This window comes from Jongsikchunia kroppenstedtii DSM 45133 (assembly GCF_000380485.1).
GTDB classification, from domain to species: domain Bacteria; phylum Actinomycetota; class Actinomycetes; order Mycobacteriales; family Mycobacteriaceae; genus Jongsikchunia; species Jongsikchunia kroppenstedtii.
In genome coordinates this window covers 1-18,899 of the sequence record NZ_AQYG01000038.1, presented here as the reverse complement: position 1 = coordinate 18,899, position 18,899 = coordinate 1, and the positions used below count along the sequence as shown (strand labels likewise).

The window sequence follows — 18,899 nt, the reverse complement described above, 5'->3', positions numbered from 1 at the left end:
GACTATGACGAATCCGTTTGATGACGAGGATGGCCGTTTCTTCGTGCTGGTCAATCACGAGAATCAGCATTCGCTGTGGCCGACCTTCGCCGACGTCCCCGATGGCTGGACCAAGGTGTTCGGCGAGGACAGCCGTGAGGCCTGCCTGAAGTACGTCGAGGAGAACTGGACTGATCTGCGTCCGAAGAGCCTCATCGACGCCATGGAGGCCGACAAGGCCGCCCGGGGCGAATAAGAAACTTCGCAAGCCGCGGGGCAGCGCCTGACCGAATCGGTCAGGCGCTGCTCTGTGCTGCTGCCAGGGCGGTCAGCCATCGGTGACCGACGAGCGGAGATGGCGAGGCCTCAGCGGGTGTGCAGTATCGACGAGATGATGTAGGACGCGAAGAAGAAGCGGCCATCAAGCATGTGAATGTTGTCCGGTAACCAGAAGCCCACGATGTTCTTGTTGACCAGGTCCCACCGGTCGACGGTGAGGTTGGGATATTTCTTAGCGCTGGCCAGCACCGCCTGTCGGAATACCGCCATATTCGCGTCGGAAAAACGTGGGTTGAACTGCGTGGGGATCCAGCCCGGCTTGAGCATGGTCTGCGGCATCACCCAGCGGACTTTCGCTTTCCCCGCGATCGACATCATGGTGTCGATGCGGGCGATGATTTCCTTGTAGTTGCCATTGGTCTGCGCGGCATCATTGGTACCGATCGCCAGCACATAGCAATCGACGCCGGCCGCCTTGTACTGGCGTGCGACGTCGGCCGCGGAACCCGCCGCCTTACCGGATCCGGTGCCGGCATAGGTGATGGTGCGGTTGATCGAGGCATTCAATCGGTAACTGAAATCGTAGAGATTGAGCCCTTGCGTGAGGTTCATCCACGCGCCCATTGTCTGGTCGCTCAGGGAGTCGCCGATATAGCCGATCTGCTGGCATCCGTTGCGTGCGACGCCATGATGCACATACGTTCCGTTGGTATTCGGATTCGGATCGACAGGTGTCGTCGGGAGAGCGAGTGTGCCGGTATCGGGAGCGGCGTTCGCGACGCCGGCGGCGGCGCCCAGGGTCGCCGCCGCCAAAGCTGCGATCGCTATGCGTGCGAGCCGCGTCTTCAGCACAACAGCGCTCCTCGAATTCTCTGAACAAGCAAAATCGCGCACATAGTTAGGTACGCGAATTGACTCAGCAAGGCTACCGGTTTACCGGTGACGGTTCGAAGCCGTAAAGGTGCCGAAACGATTGCGAAAGCGCTGCGGCTGTGTCACCGCAGGTAATTCACGTGACTCAAGTCGCATCATTGCAAGGCTGTGCGAAAACGAACAACGGCCCGATCCGGGCGATTTCTCGGATCGGGCCGTTCGTTGAGTGCGGCTCAGTGGCCGCCGGCCGCCTGCTGCAGTATGGAAAGCACGTCGGCCGACAGCTTCCAGTTGCCGTCCTTTTTCACATACTTGACGGTCATGTCAGCGGTCCCGTGCGGGCCCTTCACGTTGATCGTGGCTTGCGCCGCGTCGGTGCCGGTGCCGGAGACCTTCGTGGCGGTGAAGAGGTCGGCTGTATAGCCAGCGGCATTGAATCCGGTGGCGACACCCTGTGCGGCCTCTCCGAGGCCGGCCGGGCCATCGATCGCGGCCGACTTGTCGGACGCCGAGGTCTTCGGGTCGAGCACGGTACGGATGAGCTTGGTCGCCTGGTCGGTGGTGAGGTCGGTCGCGACCTCACTGGAGGCCGAGGCAGGCGCGCTCGATGTCGTCGACGTCGAGCTCGCGTTGTCGTCCTTCTTGCTGTCGCTGCACGCGGCGACCCCGACCAGGGCGACCGATGCGAGGGCCAGCGCTGCGATCGCGCTCCGGAACTTCATGTGATCTCCTCACTGTGACAAGTGAGGTAACACTAACCTATGACCCTGGACGGGCTCCGCGCATGCCCGTGAGACTGCTCGCGCCGAGCACCGATTTGTGTCGGACCTGCGGATTCCCCTACCATAGAGCGGTTGCTCGTGGCGCGTGCCGATGGCGCGGTCACGAACAGCATGGCCGCGCGCGTCGGGACGGAAATCCGCCGCGCACTCAACCCGGGTCCGATCGCAGCGCGATCAGGTCCACAACCAGGTCTGTAGGAGTTGAAGTGATCCAGCAGGAATCACGCCTGCGGGTCGCCGATAACACCGGTGCCAAGGAAATCTTGTGCATCCGCGTGCTCGGTGGCTCGAAGCGTCGGTACGCCGGCATCGGCGACGTCATCGTCGCAACCGTCAAGGACGCCATCCCCGGTGGCAACGTCAAGCGCGGTGAGGTCGTCAAGGCCGTCATCGTTCGCACCACCAAGGAGCGCCGCCGTCCGGACGGTAGCTACATCAAATTCGACGAGAACGCTGCGGTGCTGATCAAGGGCACCGACAACAGCGATCCGCGCGGAACCCGCATCTTCGGCCCGGTCGGCCGCGAGCTGCGCGAGAAGAAGTTCATGAAGATCGTGTCGCTGGCTCCGGAGGTGCTCTGACATGAAGGTGCACAAGGGCGACACCGTGATCGTCATCGCGGGCAAGGACAAGGGCGCCAAGGGCAAGGTCATCCAGGCCTACCCGAAGGATGAGCGCGTGCTCGTCGAGGGCGTCAATCGCGTCAAGATCCACAAGCAGCCGTCGCAGAGCGACCGCGGCGCTTCGGCGGGCGGCATCGTCACGCAGGAAGCCCCCATCCACGTCTCGAACGTGATGGTCGTGGACGCCGACGGCAACCCCACTCGCGTCGGTTACCGCACCGATGAGGAGTCGGGCAAGAAGGTGCGGATCTCCCGCAAGAACGGGAAGGACATCTGAGATGACTACCTCTGAGAAGATCCAGCCGCGCCTCAAGCTGCGCTACCGCGAAGAGATCAAAGACGCTCTGAACAAAGAGTTCGAGTACGACAACGTCATGCAGATCCCGGGCGTCGTCAAGGTCGTCGTCAACATGGGTGTCGGCGACGCTGCTCGCGACTCCAAGCTGATCAACGGCGCCATCAACGACCTGACCCTGATCACCGGCCAGAAGCCGGAGGTCCGCCGGGCCCGCAAGTCGATCGCGCAGTTCAAGCTGCGTGAGGGCATGCCGATCGGCGCTCGCGTCACGCTGCGCGGCGATCGCATGTGGGAGTTCCTGGACCGCCTGGTCTCGATCGCGCTGCCGCGCATCAGGGACTTCCGCGGTCTCTCGGACCGTCAGTTCGACGGCAACGGCAACTACACCTTCGGTCTCTCGGAGCAGTCGATGTTCCACGAGATCGACGTCGACAAGATCGACCGGCCCCGCGGTATGGACATCACCGTGGTGACCTCTGCTACCAACGACGACGAGGGCCGGGCGCTGCTGCGCCAGTTGGGCTTCCCGTTCAAGACCAACTGAGAAGGACTGACTGATGGCTAAGAAAGCTCTGGTCAACAAGGCCAACAAGAAGCCGAAGTTCGCGGTGCGCGCCTACACCCGGTGCAACAAATGCGGTCGCCCGCACTCGGTGTACCGCAAGTTTGGCCTGTGCCGCGTGTGCCTGCGCGAGATGGCACACGCCGGCGAGCTGCCGGGCGTGCACAAGTCGAGCTGGTGATCTAGCTCGGCGTAGACGCCGACCTGACGTCTGGCCCCGCCTCCTGTGGAGACGGGGCCAGACGTGTATAGGCGTCCCATGGCGTGACATTGGCGGATTGTCTGATTTGCGCCTGTGGTACTCTGCGAGAGCATTTTTTGGGGCATTCAGGGGGTTTGCGTGCTCACGATCAGCGTGGTCGTTCCGGTGTATAACGAGCAATCGAGAATCGGCGGCTGTCTTGATTCGTTGCTGAATCAGACCGTGCCCTTCAACGAGATCATCATCGTCGACAACGGTTCCACGGACCGATCGAGAGAGATCGTCGCGGCGGCCGCGCAGACAAATCCGGTCATCAGGTTGATCGATGAGCCGGAGCCGGGATGCTATGCCGCGCGGGCCACCGGCTATGACGTCGCGGTCAGTGACATCATCGCCCGGACGGATGCCGACGTACATGTTTCGGAGACGTGGGCCGAGAGTATCGTGACGTTCTTCGATGGGACCTCAGACATCGATGGAACGGCTTTCAGCGCGGTCACCGGGCCGATGACGGTCTATGATGGCCCGCCGTTCGCGATTGTCGAGAAGATTGCGACGCGGCAGCCGAAAGGACACGAGAACGGCCGGGAGATCGGATCGGTGACGGGTCCGAATCATGCGATGCGACGTTTGGCATGGAAAGAGATTCGGGAGAACCTGACCGCTCGTCAGGACGTCTGGGAAGACGCCGACATGGGCATGGCCCTGACCGAAGCGGGACTCCGCTGCTTCTACAATCCGCGAATGGTTGTCGCCGGATCGATCCGCGCACAGCGGAAATCCCCGATCAAGCAATGGCACTATATTACCGGCGGAATTCGCACTGCTCAGGCGAGGGGTAATCGCGCGGCGGTGAAAGTGATGAAGGCCGATCTGCCGGTTCGTTTCGTTCTCTTCACCGGAATGTGGCTGCTTTTTCGGCCATGGGACAACGAGTCCCAGACTTGGAAGATATCGAGGTTGTTCCGGGCACTGGACGACGAGCACGGCGACGTGACCAAGGATCGTTCGAGCACTCAGGACTCCTGATCGTCGTCGACGTTCTCGAGTTCCCAGGTCGGAGTATGAATGCCACCGGTACGTGCTAGAGATGCGGTCTTCCGGTACATCTCGGAAGTCCAGACGCGAAGCCCGGTCATCGCCGCATACGTTCTTGCCGACGATCGCTCCCGCTCATCGACGGAATTGGCAGACTGGCTGACGCGGCGGGCCGCAGGCATCGGTGTGCTCCGGCAGCGGGTCGTCAGCCCCTACGGTCATCTCGGCGACGACTACTGGTCTTTTGCCCGCGATTTCAACGCGACTGAGCACGTGCACGTGCACGAGATGACGCATTGGAACCAGGCGTGCGAGTTGCTGACTCGTGTCCAGGCCGAGAATTTCGATTGGTCGCGCCCGGCCTGGTCGATTCATATCGCTCGCGGCGTCACCGGTGTCGGACCGTGGGATCACCCATGCGTCGTCGTGATCCTGAGCATCCACCATTCGGTGACGGATGGGGCGGGTGCGGCCGATATCATGCGCACCCTCTTCTCGCCGGAGATCCCGACCGTGGTGTCCGGCTGGACGATCAGCCGCGCCGGGGCGACGATGCGCGGCCTGGTGACGTCACCTCTGTGGGGTCCGAGGCTTGTTCGGGATGTGTTTGCCGCGGTTCGTGCGCAGCGCCGGCTCCGTGACGACATGATCGCCGGACGGTTGAGCACGCCTCCGGCGCCATCGCCGGTGACCGCGTTGAACGGAATGGTCACGACCGCTCGACGAGCAGCCGACGTGGTTTTCGTGCCGTTCCCGCAGCTCCGTGCGACCGCCACGGCCATCGGCGAGGTGAAAGTCAACGATGTCGTGCTGGCGACGATCGGTCGCGCGTTGGCGCACTACCTCGGCGACGCGGATCGCGATCTCGTCGGTTGCATTCGGATCTCGACTCGTAGTGTCGAAATCACCGATGCGCGGAACAGTCTGATGCTTGGTGTCGTGGATCTGCACACCACCACGTCGGACTTCGTCGATCAGGCGCGAGCCATTCATGCTGATACTCAGGAGGAGCGTGAGCGAGCGTTGTCGCCTCATGCGCTGGCCGCGCATGCCGCGGTGCCGCCGCGGCTTCCGGGGTTCGCGTTTCGGCTGATCGCAGCAGCTAGGCGCCGTCGGGAGCCCGTGACCATGGCAGAAGTGCTGACGCATACCGGAATCAGCAGTGTGACTGAAGGTCCCGTCGATGGGCGGCAGCTATGTGGCATCCCGGTGCTGGCGAGTTTCGGACTAGCGGTTGTCGGTGGCCAATCCGCGCTGGAGCACATGGTCTATTCGATCGGCGACACTGTCGCGGTCAGCATCAACACGGACCCCGAACAACTCACCGATCTTCCCCGCTATGTAGCGGAACTGCGCGCCGCATTCGCCGATATTTTCGGTTCATGGCCGACCGGCGAGCCCGCGGAACGCGCGGGATAGCAGCCGCGGCGCACCACGGAATTAAGCGGACCGTAGACCGGTTATCCTGTGCATGACTGAAGGAGGCCCGGCAATGACGGATGTGGAATTCGGTGTCGACACGTTCGGGGACATCACGGTTCCCGGTGGTGCGGCGAGTTCGGACGAACGGCTCTCGGCCGCTCAGGTGATCCGCAATGTGGTGGATGAGGCTGTCCTGGCCGAGCAGGTCGGGATCGAGTTCTTCGGCGTCGGCGAACATCACCGCAGCGACTTCGCGATCTCGGCGCCGGAGATCGTGCTCGGCGCGATCGCCGCGCGCACCGAGAGGATCCGGCTCGGGACCGCCGTGACGGTGCTCAGCTCTGATGATCCGGTGCGCGTGTACGAACGCTTTGCGACGGTTGACGCGATCTCTGGGGGCCGTGCCGAGGTCGTGCTCGGCCGCGGCTCGTTCACCGAGTCGTTCCCGCTGTTCGGCTACGAGCTGTCGGATTACGAGGTGCTGTTCGATGAGAAACTCGAGCTGATGGCCGAGCTGATCACCGAGAAGCCGGTGACCTGGTCCGGCACCACCCGGGCGAGCCTGACTGACCAGAACGTCTACCCGAAGACCGAGAACGGTATGAAGGCGTGGGTCGGCGTCGGTGGCAGCCCGGAATCGGTGGTGCGCGCGGTGCATCGCCGGATCCCGATGATGCTGGCCATCATCGGCGGTGATCCCGCTCGATTCGCCCCGTATGCCGACCTGTATCGGCGAGCCCAGCGTGAATTGGGCAGTGGCGCCATGCCATTGGCGGTGCACAGCCCCGGCTTCGTCGCGGCCACCGACTCCGATGCGGCCGATCTGCTCTGGGAGCACTACCGTGCGTTCCGGGATCGCCTGGGTGCCGAACGCGGTTGGGGCCCGACGAGTCGCATCGAGTTCGACCGGGAGATCACCACGGGCTCGCTGTATGTCGGTTCGCCCGACACCGTCGCCACCAAGATCGCACGCACGGTGCAGACGTTGAACGCCGACCAATTCGACATGAAGTACTCGAACGGCACGCTGCCGCACGAGGACATGATGACTTCGCTGGAACTGTATGGCACCGAGGTGATTCCGCGCGTGCGCAAGCTCCTGAGCGACTAGGCCCGTGGCCGTCCGGGTGTTGCCCGGGCGGCCGCGTTCAAGAGATCCAATGCGTGGGCCGGCGGGGTATCGCCGGCCCACACCATGCGTAGGTCGCGGTCCAAAGTGAGCCCGGTGGTGCGGAGCTGGACCAGCTCGCCGGTGCGCAGGTCGGACGCCGCGGCGAGCGCGCTGACCACGCCGATCCCGCCCCCGGCCCGTGCGGTCGCGAGAATGATTGTCGTCGAACCCAATTCAGCGGCGTGCGGAAGTTCCGGGGCGCTCGCGCCGCCCAGCGCCACCGTCAGCGCCGCGATGAACGTATCGCGCGTGCCTGATCCGGGTTCCCGTAGTAGCAGCGGTAGTCCGGTGATGTCGTTGGGCTGCAACGAGGTCGGTGTATGCGCCGCCGATTCCGGGCTGGCGACCAGGACCAGCCGATCGCCGCTGATGCGTTGTGCGGTGAGCTCATCAGGCGCCGACGGGGACTCGATCAGTCCGAAATGGGCTGTGCCCGCGCGCACCTGCCGGATGACGTCCAGGCTGTTCGCCACCGTCACCGAGATCTCCAGCTCGGGATGTTCCCGCCGCAGCACGGTCAGCCAGGCCGGCAGCAGGTATTCGGCGATCGTCAGGCTCGAGGCCAACTGCAGCCGTGCGGTGTGCCCGGACCGCAGCGCCGATACCCCGTCGGTGAGCACCCGGGTCGCTTCGATGACGCCGCGGGCCCAGGCGACGACCGCCTCGCCGGCCGGTGTCAGGGTGCTGCCGCGGCGGGTGCGAACCAGGAGCGAGACGCCCAGGCGGCGTTCCAGATGGGACAGCCGGGCGCTGGCGCTGGGCTGGCTGATCCCGTGCGTTTCGGCCGCTCGGCCGACACTGCCGAGTTCGGCGACCGACAGCAGCAGGTCGAGGGAGGCGAGGTCTGGTGTCCAGGGTGGCAACATGTCGGCTCAGTTTTGCACAGCGCGGGCGCTGTCATGCCAGTTGCAGTAGCAGGCTCGTCGCGCCGACCGTCGCCCACAGGATCAGGCCCAGCACGAATGGCCTGAATCCGGCGCGGCGCAGGGCGGCCGTGTCGGTGGACATCCCGATCGCGGTCAGTGCCACGGTGATCAGCGTCAACGCGGTGAACTGGATCGAGCTGTGCGCCGAGGCCGGGATGGCGCCGGCGGAGTTGATGGCGGCGAGCACCAGGAAGCCGATCAGGAACCACGGAACCAGCCGAACCGCCTGTCGCAGAGCGCCTCCCGAGCGAATCGGCCCGGCGTCGGGCTCGGTCGTGCGGCGGCGGGTGAGCGCGCCGAGCACCAGGCAGATCGGGATGATCATCAGCGTCCGGGTCAGCTTGACGACGACCGCCTCGTGGCTGGCCGCGTCGCCGTAGGTGCTCGCCGTGGCCACCACCGAGGATGTGTCGTTGACGGCCGTGCCGGCGAACAGACCGAAGTCGTGCTGGCTCATGTGCAGGGCATGGCCGAGCGGCGGAAACACCAGCACAGCAACGACGTTGAACACGAAGATGGTGGTGATCGCGTAGGCGATGTCGGGATTCTTGGCGCGGATCGTCGGGCTGACCGCCGCGATCGCCGACGCGCCGCAGATCGCGGTGCCGCAGCCGATCAAGGTGCGCAGATCGCCGGAGATGCCGAGCCATCGGCCGGCGAGCTGGGCGACGATGAGGCAGGCGGCGAGGGTGCCGAGCATGACCGGCAGCGAGTCGACCCCGGCGGTCAGCACCTGGCTGATCGACAGCTGGGCGCCGAGCACCACGACGGACACCTGCAGTACCACGGTCGCGGCCAGGGTGACCCCGAGTCGCAGTTCGCCCCGCCGGCGCACCCAGGGGCTGAGCACCGCACCGAGGATCACGCCGATGACCGGTCCGCCGAGCAGCGGCTCGATCCGGCCGCCGACGGTGGCAACCGCGGCGACGACACCGACCACCAGCAGCCCGGGCAGATAGCGCGTCGCGTCGGGCAGCTGGAGCTGCCGGTCCGCTACGCGGGGAAGGCGAATCGTGGTCATGATTCGACCTTCGCCGCACCGGGCGACGACCGGTAGCCCGCAACCGCCTAGGAGGCCATAGGCCAGGGCTATGACCCGGTGGCCGCGCCGGCTCTAGTCGGCGACCCAGACCGTGACCCGGTCTGCCGGAGCCAGATACTCCTTGTCGCTCGGCTGCACATTGAAGGTCGAGTGGAAGGTGGCGAGATTGCGCACCACCTGATTGCAGCGGAACTCGTTGGGCGAGTGCGGATCCGTCGCCAGCAATGACACCATGCGCTCGGGCGTGTCCTTGCCGCGCCAGATCCGGGCCCAGGACTGAAACAGCTGGGTGAGGCGGGCGGGGTCGGCCGTGGGTTGCTGTTGGCTCGGGCCCTGCTGCTTGGTGGCGATCTTGTACGCGGCGATGGAGATCGACAGTCCGCCGAGGTCGGCCAGGTTCTCGCCGACCGTGAGCGCGCCGTCGACATGCTGGTTCGGTGCCAGGCCCGCGGGCACCAGCACGTTGTACTGCGCGATCAGGGCCTTGGTCTTCTGGTCGAACGCGGCGCGGTCGGCGGGCGTCCACCAGTCGCGCAGATTGCCGTCGCCGTCGTACTGGCTGCCCTGATCGTCGAAGCCGTGGCCGATCTCGTGGCCGATCACCCCGCCGATACCGCCGTAGTTGACCTCCGGCTCGGCGTCCGGCGAGAAGAACGGTGCTTGCAGAACCGCTGCGGGGAAGACGATTTCGTTGTAGCTCGGGTCGTAGTATGCGTTGACCGTCTGCGGGGTCATCTGCCACTCGCCGCGATCGACCGGCTTGCCGAGCTTGTTCAGCTGGCGGGTGTTCTCGGCACTCGTCGCCGACCGAAGATTCGCGATCAATGTCGACTTGTTGATGGTCACCGCGTCGTAGTTGCGCCACGAATCCGGGTAGCCGATCTTCACCGTGATCTTGTTGAGCTTGGCGATCGCCGCCTGCCGCGTCGGCTCGGTCATCCACGACAGCGTCGCGAAGCTGGCGCGGTAGGCGGCCAGCAGGTTGTCGACCAGTTCGAGCGCCTGCTTCTTGGCGTTCGCCGGGAAGTATTTGTCGACATAGCGGCGACCGAGGGCCTCGCCGAGAGTGCTGTCGACGAGCTTGACCCCGTTTTTCCAGCGGTCCGGCTGCTGCTTCAGGCCCGAGAGCGTGCCCTTGTAGAAGGCGAACTGGGCGTCGGAGTACGCCTTCGGCAGGTAGGCCGAGAAGTCTCGAATGATGCTGAGTCGCACGTACTCTCGCAGATCATTGATCGCTGCGGTCGACCAGACCTGGGCCACCGCCGTGAAGTACGACGGCTCGGCGAGGACGACCTTCTCGAACTGCTGCTCGGTCGCGCCGACCGCGGAACGCCAGATGGCCCAGTCGATTCCGGGTGCCGATGCCGTGAACTCGGTCCAGGTCCGCGGGTTGTAGGTGGCCTGCGCATCGCGGGTGCGCACGTTGTCCCACTGTCCCTTCGCGATCGCGGTCTCCAGTGCCAGCATGCGCTGCGCGGTGCCGGCCGGGTCGGGCATGGCCGCCAGCGTGGCGAACTTCTGCAGCATCGCCACATACGCGGCGCGGGTGTCCGCGTAATCCGGTTCGCGGTAGTAGGACTCGTCGGGGAGGCCGAGACCCGACTGATTGAGGTTCGGCAGGTACTGTGTCGCGTCCTTGGGATCCGGGGCGACCTGGATGGTCAGCAGATCCGTCGAACCCTGGGTCGATGCCTGCGCCATCACCTGGGTCAGCTGCTCGCGCGTCTGCGCCCGGTCGACCGCGACCAGCAGATCGTCGATCGGAGACAGGCCGAGGCGATCGATCGTGGCGGTGTCGAGATAGCTGTCATATAGGTCGCGGATCTTGCGATCATCGCCGGTGGCGTTCGAACCGATGCCTTCGAGGATCGACTTCAGGTTCTTCTGTGCCTCGTCGCTCAAATCCGAGAACGTGTCGATACCGCTCTTGTCCGGCGGGATCGGCGTGTCGCGCAGCCAGGTCCCGTTGATGGCGCGGAACAGGTCGTCCTGCGGCCGGATCGCCGGATCCGCCCCGGACAGGTCGGGGCCGACCTTCTTGCTGGAGGAGGAGCCGCCGCAGGCGGCGAGGACCGCGGCCGATGCCGCGAGCCCGAGGGTGGCCGTGAGAAAGGCACGCCGGTCTATTGCTGTCGTCACAGAGTCCTCGAATCGATCGCGGATGCGGTTGGTGTCCCAACCTAGTCGGCTCGGGGCGCTTGGGTGTGGCAGCAGAGCCGTTTCGTCCAGTGGGAATCGCGGGTTCGACGCCGGCCTCCTCCCGTAGCGTGCGATCGATGACAGCGAAAACGGTAGTGGCGGTGTGGGGCGAGAACCTGTCGGAGGCACTCGGGGCGGATTTCGCCGTCGAATGCCGGGCGGCGGGTGCGACTCGCGTGCAGATCAATATCAGCGACGCGGCGGTCGACGGCGCGATGCGGCTCAGCGTGTTCGAGCCGCCGATCGACGCGGTGCTCGGAATCTGGGCCGACGATCCGCAACCGGTGCTGAATCTGTTGACCACCAAGGGGCTTCGGATCGCTGCCTGGGCGGTCACGGTACGCGCGCCGCTCGATCCGGAGCTGCCGGGCGACGGCACGCGGATCGATGCGCTGGCGAATATCGCGTTCCTGCGCCGCCCGGAGGAACTGCCGTATGACGAGTGGCGGCATCTGGCTCGAGGATCACACGCAGGTGGCGATCGATACGCAGGCGACGTTCGGCTACTACCAGAACATCGTCGACCGCCCGCTGACGCCGGATACTCCGCAAGTCGATGCCATCGTCGAGGAGCTGTTCCCCATGGGTGCGGTGTCCGATCCGCACGAGTTCTACGGCAGTGGGGGAGATGACGCCGAGCTCACCGACCGCGTCACCAAGATGATGGCCAGCGTCAGCCGGTTCGGCGCCCACCAGAACCTCGACGTGGTGCCCACCTCGCGCTTCGATTATTACCGGTAGCTCGCCGGAACCATGACGCATACGGGTCGTGACGACGATATGTGTCACGACGCGTCGCATACGTCATGGTTCCAGCGGCCTCGATAGGGTGCTCACCATGAGCGATGGCCTGGTGACGACGGATGAGGTGTACACGGCGATCGCCGACGAGCGTCGGCGGCTGGCCGACCTGCTGTCGGAATTGACTGCGGAGCAATGGGATACGCCGTCGCTGTGCGGTGACTGGTCGGTCCGGGACGTCGCCGCACATCTCGTGGTGCCGCTGATCATGGGCGTGCGCGAGTTCATGCCGATACTGCTCCGGGCACGGGGCAACTTCGATCGGTCCAATGTGATTGCCGCGCAACGGGTGGTCGAGCAGCACGGGCCGCAGCTGCCGGAACTGCTTGCGCAGCATGCCGATAGCCGGTTCAAGCCGCCCGGGGGTGGGCCGCGGGCCCCGCTGACCGACATTCTCGTGCACGGCCAGGACATCCGGCGACCGCTCGGAATCGCTCGTGATGTGGTGGATGCAGATCGCTGGCGGACCGTCCTGCACTTCGTCACCGCGACCCGGGCCGGCCGCATCTTCGGCTACCGCGACATGGGCGTGAGCTGGCAGGCCACCGATATCGACTGGGCGGGCGGCGCCGGTCCCACGGTGTCGGGACCGGCCGAGGCGATCCTGATGCTGATGACCGGGCGGCCGACCGCGCTGAATGACGTGACCGGCGACGGCGTCGATGTCGTGCGCCGGCGCTTCGCCTCCTGACCCGGGCGTCCCTGCGGCGCACCGGGACCGAACGCAATGGCCCGCGATGACGCCGCACGCTGCGATACTTACGTGGTGAGTGGGGGTCGAACGAGCGCCGTCGGGCGCATGTGGGACTTCGCCGGCAGCCTGCCGGGTGTCGGCGAGGTGATCTCGCTGCCGCGGCGGGCGGGCGAGGCCACGGCGGAGAGCATCCGGGCCATTGTCGATGTGGCGCTCGACGAAGTGATCGCGGCACTGTCACGCACCGACCTGACGCCGGTGATCACCCAGAGCCTGGATCTGAACCGATTGCTCGAGACGATCGATCTCGACGCCGTGCTGGCGCGGCTCGACCTGAACGCCCTGCTCGCGCATGTCGACCTCAACATGCTGCTCGAGCGGCTCGATCTCAATCAGGTCATCGCGAAGCTGGATCTCAATCCGGTACTGGCCGAACTCGATCTGAACCCGCCGATCGCCGGCATCGATTTCGACGCGGTCCTGAACAAGGTCGACGTGAACTCCATCGTGCGGGATGCGACGACGTCGGTGTCCGGCGAGGTGCTGAACGATGTGCGGGCTGGCAGCGTGCAGGCCGACGACCGCGTCGAGCAGCTGGTGAACCGCATCCTGCGGCGCAAGGTCGACGATGACTGACGACCCGACCGCACAGCCGCGTGTCGCGGGTCTGGTCAGTCGGGGCCTGGCGGCGGGCATCGATCTGCTCGTGGCAGTCACCATCATGGCGGTCGGCGCCGGGGCGACGATCTTCCTGCTGTTCCTGATCGACGTGCGCAATCTGGATATGAGTACGTCGGCCTGGTGGTTCACGACGACGGCCTTCCTCGCGATATGCGTCGTCTATCTGACCGGGTGCTGGTCGTTGTCGGGGAAGACGCTCGGGTGCGTGGTGATGCATCTACGGGTGACCGGCCGTCGGGGCCAGCGATTGAATCTCGTGCGTGCCGTGCTGCGTGCCGTGGCGTGCACGCTCTTTCCGATCGGCCTGGCATGGGTCGCGGTGTCGCCCGGGCGGCGGTCGCTACAGGACATCGTCGTCGGCAGCCGGGTGGTCTACGCCGACCACTGAACCGGGTTTCAGCGAAACTCCCTGGTGAGGACCCCTGCCGGAATACGCTTAGCCGAGCGGTGTGCAGTTCGAGGAGTTCGGGGGAATCTCATGCATATCTGGCCCACCAGCAACGGTTTCATCCCACTTCGTCCGACCCGGGCTCGCGGCCCGGTGGTGGCGATCGCCGCGCTGAGCGCGGTGGCACTGGTCGCGGGCTGCTCGTCGAGTTCGGGCGGGTACTCGATAGACATGCCGAAGAGCGATCAGCCGCCGAATGTGGTGGCGGGCAGTCCGCTTCCGTCCGACAGCGTGAACAAGGCGGTCGACAAGCTCGACGACCTGGTCGACCAGGAGATGAAGAAGACCGGCGTCCCCGGGGTCGCCGTCGCCGTCGTGCACGGCGGAAAGGTCATCTACGCCAAGGGATTCGGTGTTCGTGACGTCGAGCATCCGGATCAGAAGGTCGACCCGAACACGGTGTTCCAGGTGGCGTCGGTGTCGAAGTCGTTGTCCGCCACGGTCGTTGCCAGCGAGGTCACCAAGGGCGACGTCTCCTGGGACACGCCGATCGCGGATCTCATGCCCGGTTACGCGCTCGCCGACCCGTGGGTGAGCAGTCATGTCACGGTCGGTGACGGGATGTCGCATCGCACCGGCCTGCCCGGTGCGGCGGGCGACAAGCTCGAGGACCTGGGCTTCGATCAGAAGTACATCTTCGATCACCTGCGCATGCACAAACTGAACCCGTTCCGGGTCTCCTATGCCTATGCGAACTACGGCTTCACCTCGGGCGCGCAGGCGGTCGCGGTGCACGCCGGCAAGTCCTTCGCCGACCTCGCCGCCGACAACATCTACAAGCCGCTCGGGATGGCGTCGACGAGTTTTCGATACTCGGATTTCCTCAGCCGGACCGATCGGGCGACTCTGCACCAGGAGATCGACGGCAAGTGGGTGCACGGTCTCGTCCGCGATCCCGACCAGCAGGACCCGGCCGGCGGCGCCAGCTCGTCGATCAACGACATGGCGAAGTGGCTGCAGCTGGTGCTCGCGGGCGGCAAATACAACGGGCAGCAGATCTACTCGCCGGAGGCATTCCAGCCGGCGGTCACGCCGCAGGCGGTGTCCGCCAAGCCGGACCAGCTCGATGCGCGCGCCGGCTTCTACGGATACGGCTTCAACGTCTCGCCCGGCCTGACCGGTCGGACCGGCTTCAATCACTCGGGCGCCTTCGCATCCGGCGGCGCGACCAACGTATCGATCATCCCGTCGGCCGATGTGGGCATCGTGACGCTGACCAACGGCTGGCCGATCGGCATTCCCGAGACGATCAACGACAGCTTCACCGACTTGGTGCAGTACGGATCGATCAAGATCGACTACGCCGACCTGCTGCCCAAGGCGCTCGGACCGTTCACCGCTCCAGTTGGCGAGCTCGTCGGCAAGACGGCGCCGGCGGATGCGGCCCCGGCCAAGCCGCTCGCGCAGTACGCGGGCAGCTACGCCAACGGCTACTACGGTCCGGCGACGATCACCGAGAAGGACGGGGGACTGGTGCTCGGCCTGGGCGTCGGCAAGACGTTCCCGCTCAAGCACTGGGACGGCGACACGTTCACCTTCACCCTGGACACCGAGAATGCGCCGCCGGGTTCGGTGTCGCAGGCGACGTTCGACGGAAACAAGCTCACGCTCGCGTACTACGACGACGAGGGACTCGGCGTCTTCACCCGCTGAGCCGGGCGCGGGGCCGGCGATCCGGCCGCGGTCTGTCCGTCAATTTGGTCTAGACCTGCTGATTCTCTACACTAGAGCGGTTGCCTGCTGTGAGCACGAGAGTGCTTGCGGCGGGCCGACAACTGAATATGCAGCTGATGCCGGTGAAAAGCCAATGGCACCAGCGCTTATGCAGAAACCATCCACTTCGCTGTAGGCCCACCACGTGCATCCCGCGCGTGCTGTATGGGAACCGCCCCGAGAAAGGTTGACGGTCAACTATGACCATGACTGATCCGATCGCAGACTTTCTGACGCGTCTGCGCAACGCCAATTCGGCGTACCACGAAGAGGTGACCCTGCCTCACTCGAAGATCAAGGGCAACATCGCCGAGATCCTCAAGCGTGAGGGCTACATCACCGATTTCCGCACCGAGGATGCCCCGGTCGGCAAGAACCTCGTGGTCACCCTTAAGTACGGCCCGAGCCGCGAGCGCAGCATCGCCGGCCTGCGTCGCGTTTCCAAGCCGGGCCTGCGGGTCTACGCAAAGTCCACCAACCTGCCGAAGGTGCTCGGCGGCCTGGGCGTGGCCATCATCTCCACGTCCTCGGGTCTGCTCACCGATCGCCAGGCCAAGAACAAGGGCGTGGGCGGCGAAGTCCTCGCGTACGTCTGGTAAGGGGACCGAGAAATGTCGCGTGTAGGTAAGAATCCTGTCGTCGTGCCGTCCGGTGTGGACGTCACCATCGACGGCCAGAACGTCAAGGCAAAGGGCCCGAAGGGCGAGCTGAGCCTGGCCATCTCCGAGCCGATCCAGGTCGTCCTGGAAGACGGCGCGGTCGTGGTCACCCGGCCGAACGACGAGCGCCGCAACCGTGCGCTGCACGGCACCAGCCGCAGCCTGGTCCAGAACATCGTGACCGGTGTCCACGAGGGCTACACCACGAAGATGGAGATCTTCGGTGTCGGCTACCGCGTGCAGGCCAAGGGCAGCGACCTCGAGTTCGCGCTCGGCTACAGCCACCCGGTGCCGATCAAGGCTCCTGAGGGCATCACGTTCGCAGTCGAGTCGCCCACCAAGTTCTCGGTGTCGGGCATCGACAAGCAGAAGGTCGGCGAGATCTCCGCGAAGATCCGTCGCCTGCGCCGCCCGGACCCGTACAAGGGCAAGGGCATCCGCTATGAGGGCGAGCAGATCCGCCGCAAGGTCGGAAAGACGGGTAAGTGACATGAGTGATTCCGAAAACAAGACTGACCGCACCCCGGTCGGCAAGGACGTTTCCACCCGTCGTCGGCGGTCGGTGACCCGTCGCCACGCACGGCTGCGCAAGCACATCGCCGGCACCGCCGAGCGGCCCCGGCTGGTCGTGAACCGCAGCTCGCGGCACATCCACGCACAGCTGGTCGACGACCTGGTCGGCAAGACCGTCGCTGCCGCGTCGTCCATCGAGGCCGACGTGCGTGCCGCGGACGGCGACAAGTCGGCCAAGTCGCGCAAGGTCGGCGAGCTGATCGCCGCCCGCGCCAAGGCTGCCGGCGTCGAGGCCGTCGTGTTCGACCGCGGTGGTCGCGACTACCACGGCCGCATCGCCGCGCTGGCCGATGCTGCGCGCGAGGGAGGGCTCAAGTTCTGATGCTTTCCATCGTGAAGACCACCATTTCTTACGGAAGGACCATCTGATGCCGGGACGTCAGCGGCGTGACGGCGGCAATGGCCCCGCCGGAGATTCGAACAACACCAACAGCAACGCGGGCGAGCGCGGCGGCGACCGTCGCGGAGGCCGCGGCGATCGTCGTGACGGCGGTCGCGGCGGACGTGGCGAGCAGGACAAGAACCAGCTCGAGCGCGTCGTCGCCATCAACCGCGTGTCCAAGGTCGTCAAGGGCGGCCGCCGGTTCTCGTTCACCGCGCTCGTGGTGGTCGGTGACGGCAACGGACTGGTCGGTGTCGGCTACGGCAAGGCCAAGGAAGTTCCGGCCGCGATCCAGAAGGGTGTCGAAGAGGCTCGCAAGAACTTCTTCCGCGTCCCGATGATCGCCGGCACGATCACCCACCCGGTACAGGGCGAGAAGGCGGCCGGCGTGGTCATGCTGCGCCCGGCCTCGGCCGGTACCGGTGTGATCGCCGGCGGCGCGGTGCGCCCGGTCCTGGAATGCGCCGGCGTGCACGACGTGATCGGTAAGAGCCTGGGCAGCGACAACGCGATCAACGTCGTTCACGCGACCGTTGCCGCGCTGAAGATGCTGCAGCGACCCGAAGAGGTCGCCGCGCGTCGCGGACTGCCCGTCGATGAGGTCGCCCCGGCAGGCATGCTGCGGGCACGTGCAGCAGGAGCGCAGTGATATGGCTGAACTGAAGATCACCCAGGTGCGTGGCACCGTGGGTATCCGCCACAAGCAGAAGGAAAGCCTGCGGACCCTGGGTCTGAAGGGCATTCGCAAGTCCGTGGTGCGCGAGGACAACTCGCAGAACCGCGGCCTGATCAACGTGGTGCGTCACCTCGTTGAGGTTGAAGAGGTCAAGTAATGACGATCAAACTGCATCACCTGCGTCCCGCCGAGGGCGCCAAGAAGGACAAGACCCGCGTCGGTCGCGGTGAGGGTTCCAAGGGCAAGACCGCCGGTCGCGGTACCAAGGGCACCAAGGCGCGCAAGAACGTGCCTGCGCGCTTCGAGGGCGGCCAGATGCCGATCCACATGCGGCTGCCGAAGCTCAAGGGCTTCACCAACCGCAACCGGGTCGAGTACCAGGTCGTCAACGTCGGCGATCTCGCGCTGCTGTTCCCGCAGGGCGGCACCGTGGGCGTCGAGGACCTCGTCGCCAAGGGTGCGGTCCGCAAGAACGAATTGGTCAAGATCCTGGGCGACGGCGAGCTGTCGGTCGCGTTGACGATCACCGCCAACAAGTTCACGGCTTCTGCCAAGGAGAAGATCGCGGCTGCCGGCGGCACCGCAAACGAGCTCTGACATATCGGATCCCCGGCGGGTGTGCGCGATGCCGCCCGCCGGGGTTCGGTTCTTCACGCTGTTAGAGTTCAAGAGTTGTCTGCGCCCAAGATTTTGGCGGACAGGCGTTATCAGTGACCATCAGTCGGCAACGGTGACACGTCGCGGCTGGCCAGATGCGTGCCGCGAGTCGGCTGCGCCCAGGAGGATTAGTGAATTCCGCTCTAGTCTCGGTCTTCCGGACCCCGGACCTGCGACGGAAGATTCTGTTCGTCCTCGGTCTGATCATCCTGTACCGGA

At 65.3% G+C, this 18,899-nt stretch carries 24 protein-coding genes; 19 read left to right on the top strand and 5 right to left on the bottom strand.

The window, feature by feature from the left end; translation table 11 throughout:
• Positions 1 to 4 precede the first annotated feature (4 nt).
• The gene (locus tag G341_RS0104020) at positions 5 to 235 is read left to right on the top strand and encodes an MbtH family protein (RefSeq protein WP_018177824.1); all 231 of its coding nucleotides are present in this window, start codon (positions 5 to 7) and stop codon (positions 233 to 235) included.
• Positions 236 to 345: 110 nt separating this feature from the next.
• On the opposite strand, the gene G341_RS0104015 is transcribed toward G341_RS0104020, so the two are convergent.
• Positions 346 to 1,110 carry an SGNH/GDSL hydrolase family protein gene (locus G341_RS0104015; RefSeq protein ID WP_018177823.1) on the bottom strand — a complete coding sequence of 255 codons (765 nt, stop codon included), beginning with the start codon at positions 1,108 to 1,110 and terminating at the stop codon, positions 346 to 348.
• 254 nt (positions 1,111 to 1,364) lie between these two features.
• Positions 1,365 to 1,853 carry an MTB12 C-terminal domain-containing protein gene (locus tag G341_RS0104010; RefSeq protein ID WP_018177822.1) on the bottom strand — a complete coding sequence of 163 codons (489 nt, stop codon included), beginning with the start codon at positions 1,851 to 1,853 and terminating at the stop codon, positions 1,365 to 1,367.
• Between the two features lie 266 nt (positions 1,854 to 2,119).
• Here G341_RS0104010 and rplN point away from each other — a divergent pair, with 266 nt between their 5' ends.
• From rplN to G341_RS0103975, 7 genes are all read left to right on the top strand, one after another.
• On the top strand, positions 2,120 to 2,494 hold the full coding sequence (gene rplN, locus G341_RS0104005) for a 50S ribosomal protein L14 (RefSeq protein ID WP_018177821.1): 375 nt from the start codon (positions 2,120 to 2,122) through the stop codon (positions 2,492 to 2,494).
• 1 nt (position 2,495) lies between these two features.
• A complete protein-coding gene (gene rplX, locus G341_RS0104000) occupies positions 2,496 to 2,813 on the top strand; it encodes a 50S ribosomal protein L24 (RefSeq protein WP_018177820.1) in 318 nt (105 codons plus the stop codon).
• Position 2,814: 1 nt separating this feature from the next.
• Positions 2,815 to 3,378 carry a 50S ribosomal protein L5 gene (rplE, locus tag G341_RS0103995; protein ID WP_018177819.1) on the top strand — a complete coding sequence of 188 codons (564 nt, stop codon included), beginning with the start codon at positions 2,815 to 2,817 and terminating at the stop codon, positions 3,376 to 3,378.
• A 13-nt stretch (positions 3,379 to 3,391) separates the two neighbouring features.
• Entirely contained in the window at positions 3,392 to 3,577 is a 186-nt protein-coding gene (locus G341_RS0103990; RefSeq protein WP_018177818.1) for a type Z 30S ribosomal protein S14, read from the top strand.
• Positions 3,578 to 3,736: 159 nt separating this feature from the next.
• A complete protein-coding gene (locus tag G341_RS0103985; protein ID WP_018177817.1) occupies positions 3,737 to 4,627 on the top strand; it encodes a glycosyltransferase family 2 protein in 891 nt (296 codons plus the stop codon).
• A 39-nt stretch (positions 4,628 to 4,666) separates the two neighbouring features.
• Complete coding sequence (locus G341_RS0103980) at positions 4,667 to 6,055, top strand: wax ester/triacylglycerol synthase domain-containing protein (protein ID WP_081622415.1); 1,389 nt, start codon at positions 4,667 to 4,669, stop codon at positions 6,053 to 6,055.
• A gap of 73 nt (positions 6,056 to 6,128) precedes the next feature.
• The gene (locus tag G341_RS0103975) at positions 6,129 to 7,169 is read left to right on the top strand and encodes an LLM class flavin-dependent oxidoreductase (protein WP_018177815.1); all 1,041 of its coding nucleotides are present in this window, start codon (positions 6,129 to 6,131) and stop codon (positions 7,167 to 7,169) included.
• Here the strand turns inward: G341_RS0103975 and G341_RS0103970 are convergent.
• From G341_RS0103970 to G341_RS0103960, 3 genes are all read right to left on the bottom strand, one after another.
• Positions 7,166 to 8,095 carry a LysR family transcriptional regulator gene (locus G341_RS0103970; RefSeq protein WP_018177814.1) on the bottom strand — a complete coding sequence of 310 codons (930 nt, stop codon included), beginning with the start codon at positions 8,093 to 8,095 and terminating at the stop codon, positions 7,166 to 7,168. The genes G341_RS0103975 and G341_RS0103970 overlap by 4 nt on opposite strands.
• A gap of 31 nt (positions 8,096 to 8,126) precedes the next feature.
• Positions 8,127 to 9,176, bottom strand: coding sequence for a YeiH family protein (locus tag G341_RS0103965; RefSeq protein ID WP_018177813.1), 1,050 nt, complete (start codon positions 9,174 to 9,176; stop codon positions 8,127 to 8,129).
• A 93-nt stretch (positions 9,177 to 9,269) separates the two neighbouring features.
• Positions 9,270 to 11,336, bottom strand: a complete 2,067-nt coding sequence (locus tag G341_RS0103960; protein ID WP_018177812.1) for a M13 family metallopeptidase — start codon at positions 11,334 to 11,336, stop codon at positions 9,270 to 9,272.
• A 495-nt stretch (positions 11,337 to 11,831) separates the two neighbouring features.
• Between G341_RS0103960 and G341_RS24455 the strand changes: the two genes are divergently transcribed.
• The 11 genes from G341_RS24455 (at position 11,832) to rplO (ending at position 18,620) form a co-directional block, all read left to right on the top strand.
• Positions 11,832 to 12,137 (top strand): hypothetical protein, encoded by a 306-nt coding sequence (locus tag G341_RS24455; RefSeq protein WP_440716919.1) that lies wholly within the window; start codon positions 11,832 to 11,834, stop codon positions 12,135 to 12,137.
• Positions 12,138 to 12,234: 97 nt separating this feature from the next.
• Complete coding sequence (locus G341_RS0103950) at positions 12,235 to 12,888, top strand: maleylpyruvate isomerase family mycothiol-dependent enzyme (protein WP_018177811.1); 654 nt, start codon at positions 12,235 to 12,237, stop codon at positions 12,886 to 12,888.
• Positions 12,889 to 12,963: 75 nt separating this feature from the next.
• The gene (locus tag G341_RS20900; RefSeq protein ID WP_245556907.1) at positions 12,964 to 13,527 is read left to right on the top strand and encodes a hypothetical protein; all 564 of its coding nucleotides are present in this window, start codon (positions 12,964 to 12,966) and stop codon (positions 13,525 to 13,527) included.
• Positions 13,520 to 13,960 carry an RDD family protein gene (locus tag G341_RS0103940; protein ID WP_018177809.1) on the top strand — a complete coding sequence of 147 codons (441 nt, stop codon included), beginning with the start codon at positions 13,520 to 13,522 and terminating at the stop codon, positions 13,958 to 13,960. Before G341_RS20900 ends, G341_RS0103940 begins: the two co-directional genes overlap by 8 nt.
• A 90-nt stretch (positions 13,961 to 14,050) precedes the next feature.
• Entirely contained in the window at positions 14,051 to 15,673 is a 1,623-nt protein-coding gene (locus G341_RS0103935; protein ID WP_018177808.1) for a serine hydrolase, read from the top strand.
• 260 nt (positions 15,674 to 15,933) lie between these two features.
• Positions 15,934 to 16,332 carry a 30S ribosomal protein S8 gene (rpsH, locus tag G341_RS0103930; protein ID WP_018177807.1) on the top strand — a complete coding sequence of 133 codons (399 nt, stop codon included), beginning with the start codon at positions 15,934 to 15,936 and terminating at the stop codon, positions 16,330 to 16,332.
• 12 nt (positions 16,333 to 16,344) lie between these two features.
• On the top strand, positions 16,345 to 16,881 hold the full coding sequence (gene rplF, locus G341_RS0103925) for a 50S ribosomal protein L6 (RefSeq protein WP_026303223.1): 537 nt from the start codon (positions 16,345 to 16,347) through the stop codon (positions 16,879 to 16,881).
• Position 16,882: 1 nt separating this feature from the next.
• Positions 16,883 to 17,287, top strand: a complete 405-nt coding sequence (rplR, locus tag G341_RS0103920; RefSeq protein ID WP_018177805.1) for a 50S ribosomal protein L18 — start codon at positions 16,883 to 16,885, stop codon at positions 17,285 to 17,287.
• A 46-nt stretch (positions 17,288 to 17,333) separates the two neighbouring features.
• Positions 17,334 to 17,996, top strand: coding sequence for a 30S ribosomal protein S5 (gene rpsE / locus G341_RS0103915; RefSeq protein WP_018177804.1), 663 nt, complete (start codon positions 17,334 to 17,336; stop codon positions 17,994 to 17,996).
• A gap of 1 nt (position 17,997) precedes the next feature.
• Positions 17,998 to 18,180: a 50S ribosomal protein L30 gene (gene rpmD, locus G341_RS0103910; protein WP_026303222.1), complete on the top strand. Its 183-nt coding sequence runs from the start codon at positions 17,998 to 18,000 to the stop codon at positions 18,178 to 18,180.
• Positions 18,180 to 18,620 (top strand): 50S ribosomal protein L15, encoded by a 441-nt coding sequence (gene rplO, locus G341_RS0103905; RefSeq protein WP_018177802.1) that lies wholly within the window; start codon positions 18,180 to 18,182, stop codon positions 18,618 to 18,620. Before rpmD ends, rplO begins: the two co-directional genes overlap by 1 nt.
• The last annotated feature ends 279 nt before the right edge of the window (positions 18,621 to 18,899 follow it).